Raw genomic sequence first — 3,476 nt, 5'->3', positions numbered from 1 at the left:
CGCCATCGACGGACCGCTGATCGTGCGCGGCTCGGCACGGATACCCGAAGGATGGACCTCATGAAGGGTTTTGACCCGAAATTCCGCGACTTCCCCGACTACATCATCGGGATCACCCATGAAATCTGGGAAAGCCGCGGCTTTGCCACCCTGCACGACTATTACGCACCGGATATCGTGGTGCGCATGCCCGGTTCGGTGTCCACTGGCAACCAGGGCGTAATTGCCGCGACCATGGCCACCCTGGCGGAATTCCCGGACCGTACGCTGCTGGGCGAGGATGTGATCTGGTCCGGCACGCTGGAAGAGGGCATGCTGTCCAGCCACCGTATCCTGTCGACCGCAACCCATCTGGGCGACGGCGCCTTTGGCAAGGCGACCGGCAAGCCGCTGGTCTACCGCATCCTGGCCGACTGCCACGCCCGCAACAATGCCATCGACGACGAATGGCTGATCCGCGACAACGGCGCGGTGGTGCGGCAGATGGGCTGGGATCCAATGGAATTCTCCCGCGATCAGATCGCCCGCGAGGGCGGCGCGGAGGCCTGTGTCAAACCGCTGACGCCGACCAATGACCTGGAAGGCCCCTACAAGGGGCGCGGCAACGGCAATGAGTGGGGCCAGCGCCACGCCGATCTGCTGACCCGGATCATGAATGCGGACATGACCGCCATCAAATCCGAATACGACCGGGCCGTGCAGTCGGAATACCCCGGCGGCGCCACCGGCCACAGCTTTGACCCGGTGGAACGCTTCTGGATGGGTCTGCGGGCCTCGATGCCCTCCGCGGCCTTCACCATCCATCACCAGATCGGCCGCGACGATCCCAACATGCCGCCGCGCTCCGCCATCCGCTGGAGCCTCAGCGGCAAGCATGACGGCTGGGGCAGCCTGGGTGCGCCTTCAGGCGCCGGGCTTTATGTGCTGGGCATCAGCCACGCCGAATGGGGCGAACTGATCGGCGGCGATATCAAGCTGCGCCGCGAATGGACGCTGTTTGATGAAACCGCCGTTCAAAAGCAGATTCTGCTGCATACGGGCGCTGTCTAAGTGATCGCCTTCGGCACATACCAGCTGGACAACCGGCAAGCGACATGCCGCTTTCACCGGCACCGCGCCTCGCTGCGCGCACGCCGGCTGAACCTGCGGCCGCCGGGATGATGGGGGCATTCTCCTCCCTCCCTCTTCATCCCGGCACAAAAGGATACCAGCCATGAGCACCATTCAATCCCGCATCGTCCGCTACGGCGAGCTGAAACCCTGCAAGACCGCCTTCATTGACGCCCACACCCCGGGCTCCGACCAGAAGGAAAACTTCACCATCATCGGCGGCGGCGTCAGTGAAAGCCCGGACCAGCATGTCCACATCACCGACAAGATCGGCTTCAACATCGGCGCGGCGGGTCAGCCTCCGAAGTGCCGCAACTCGCTGCACAGCCACACCACCGCCGAAGTGTTCTTTGTCGCCAAAGGCCGTTGGCGCTTTTTCTGGGGCCGCTATGGCACCGCGGGTGAGTTCATCGCCGAGGAAGGCGATATCTTCAACATCCCCACCGGCATCTTCCGCGGCTTTGAAAACGTCGGCCAGGACTATGGCATGATCATGTCGATCCTCGGCGGCGACGATGCTGGCGGCGGCGTCACCTGGGCGCCGCAGGTGATCGAGGACGCCAAAGCCCACGGGCTGATGCTGGGCGACAACGGCGTGCTGTATGACAGCAAGAAGGGCCAGGAACTGCCGCACAACGTGCAACCGATGCCGGTGCTGACCGAAGAGCAGCTGAAGGCCTACCCCGAGGTGCCGGTCGAAGATGTAATTGGCAGGTATGTCGCCCGTTACTGGGATCTGATGGCGCTGGCGGCGGGCAAACCGGCTGTGGTTATCGGCGAGAACGGCCTGATCAAGGACAAGCCGGGCTTTGAGGTCGATTTCCTGGCCCGCGGCTCTGCCGTGGCGGATCAGGTCAAGGCGGAAAAGCCGGTGGTTCTGATGCCCGCCAGCGGCCATTGGCGGATCACCATCAACGAGGTCGAGACCACCCTGTCCAACGGCGACACCGCGCTGGTGCTGCCTGGCGAAAGCTACAGCGCCGAACCGTCGATGACCGGGAACGCGGGCCTCTACCGCATCACCGCAACCGACGATCCTGCCGGCGCCACCTGGCAGGGCTGATGGCCGCAGTTACCTCCTGTGCGGCGCCGTCCGCTGCACAGGAGGTGTACAGGGGGTGTACGCATGGCACCCCCTGAAATCAGGGAGATTGGATGATGGTCAAGACAACCCATGTAGGCTCGCTGCCCCGGACCCGGAAGGTGGTGGATTTCATCTTCGCCCGCGAGCGGAAGGAACCTTTTGACCAGGCGGAATTCGACGCCTGCATGTCGGCTGCCGTTTCTGAAACTGTCCGCAAACAAGTTGCCGCGGGGGTAGATATCGTCAGCGACGGCGAGACCTCCAAGATCTCCTATGCCACCTACGTCAAGGACCGCTACACCGGCTTTTCCGGCGACAGCCCGCGCAATGCGCCTGCCGATCTGAAGATGTTTCCCGGCTTCCTGCAACGGCTGGCAGACCACGGCGGCACGCCGCAATATGCCCGCCCCATGTGTACCGGCGAGGTGCGTTCCAAAGGCCAGGACGAGCTGGGAAAGGACATTGCCAACCTCAAGGCTGCGATGGCGGAACACGGCGCCGAATGCGGCTTCATGAATGCCGCATCGCCTGGTGTTATCTCTCTGTTTTTGCAGAATGATTACTACCCCACGCGCGAGGCGTACCTGGCCGCGCTGGCCGATGCGATGAAGGCAGAATATGAAACCATCGTGGCTGCAGGGCTGGATTTGCAGCTCGACTGCCCTGACCTGGCGCTGTCGCGGCACATGCTGTTCAATGATCTCAGCGACGCCGAATTCGTCAAAGTCGCAGACATGCACGTGGAGGCCCTGAACCATGCGCTGCAGAACGTGCCACAAGAGCGCGTCCGAGTGCATATCTGCTGGGGCAACTACGAAGGCCCGCATTGCTGCGACATCCCGATGGATAAGGTCTTCACTACCTTGATGAACACCAAGTCGCGCTATGTGCTGTTTGAAACCTCCAACCCGCGCCATGCCCATGAATGGACAGTATTCCGCGACCGCAAGGCGAAAATCCCGGAGGATAAGGTGCTAGTTCCCGGTGTTGTGGACACCACCACCAATTTTGTTGAACATCCTGAGCTGGTCGCGCAGCGCATTGAAAGATTTACGGAAATCGTCAGCAATGACCGGGTGATCGCGGGCTCTGACTGCGGTTTTGGCACCTTTGCAGGCTTTGGCGCGGTGGATCCGGATATCGCCTATGCCAAGCTTGCGGCCCTTTCCGAAGGAGCGCGGATAGCCAAATGACACCGCTTGTCCTGATCCCCGGCATGATGTGCGACGCGCGGTTGTTCACCCCGCAAATCGCCGCCTTGTCCGGCCAGCGCAATCTGCAT

The 3,476-nt window shown here is 62.2% G+C and carries 3 protein-coding genes and 1 pseudogene; all 4 read left to right on the top strand.

Translation table 11 applies throughout. From position 1 onward, the window contains the following. Positions 1-60: 60 nt before the first annotated feature. Entirely contained in the window at positions 61-1,050 is a 990-nt protein-coding gene (locus tag A2I95_RS28050; RefSeq protein WP_291735197.1) for an ester cyclase, read from the top strand. Between the two features lie 163 nt (positions 1,051-1,213). Then, entirely contained in the window at positions 1,214-2,173 is a 960-nt protein-coding gene (locus A2I95_RS28045; RefSeq protein ID WP_291735194.1) for a cupin, read from the top strand. A gap of 95 nt (positions 2,174-2,268) precedes the next feature. Next, a complete protein-coding gene (locus A2I95_RS28040) occupies positions 2,269-3,387 on the top strand; it encodes a cobalamin-independent methionine synthase II family protein (RefSeq protein WP_291735196.1) in 1,119 nt (372 codons plus the stop codon). After that, a pseudogene (locus A2I95_RS28035) lies at positions 3,384-3,476 on the top strand (alpha/beta hydrolase); the annotation flags it as partial. The gene A2I95_RS28040 and the pseudogene A2I95_RS28035, both read left to right, overlap by 4 nt.

It is taken from the genome of Leisingera sp. F5, from assembly GCF_001593695.1.
This window is presented reverse-complemented; position numbering and strand designations above follow the sequence as displayed.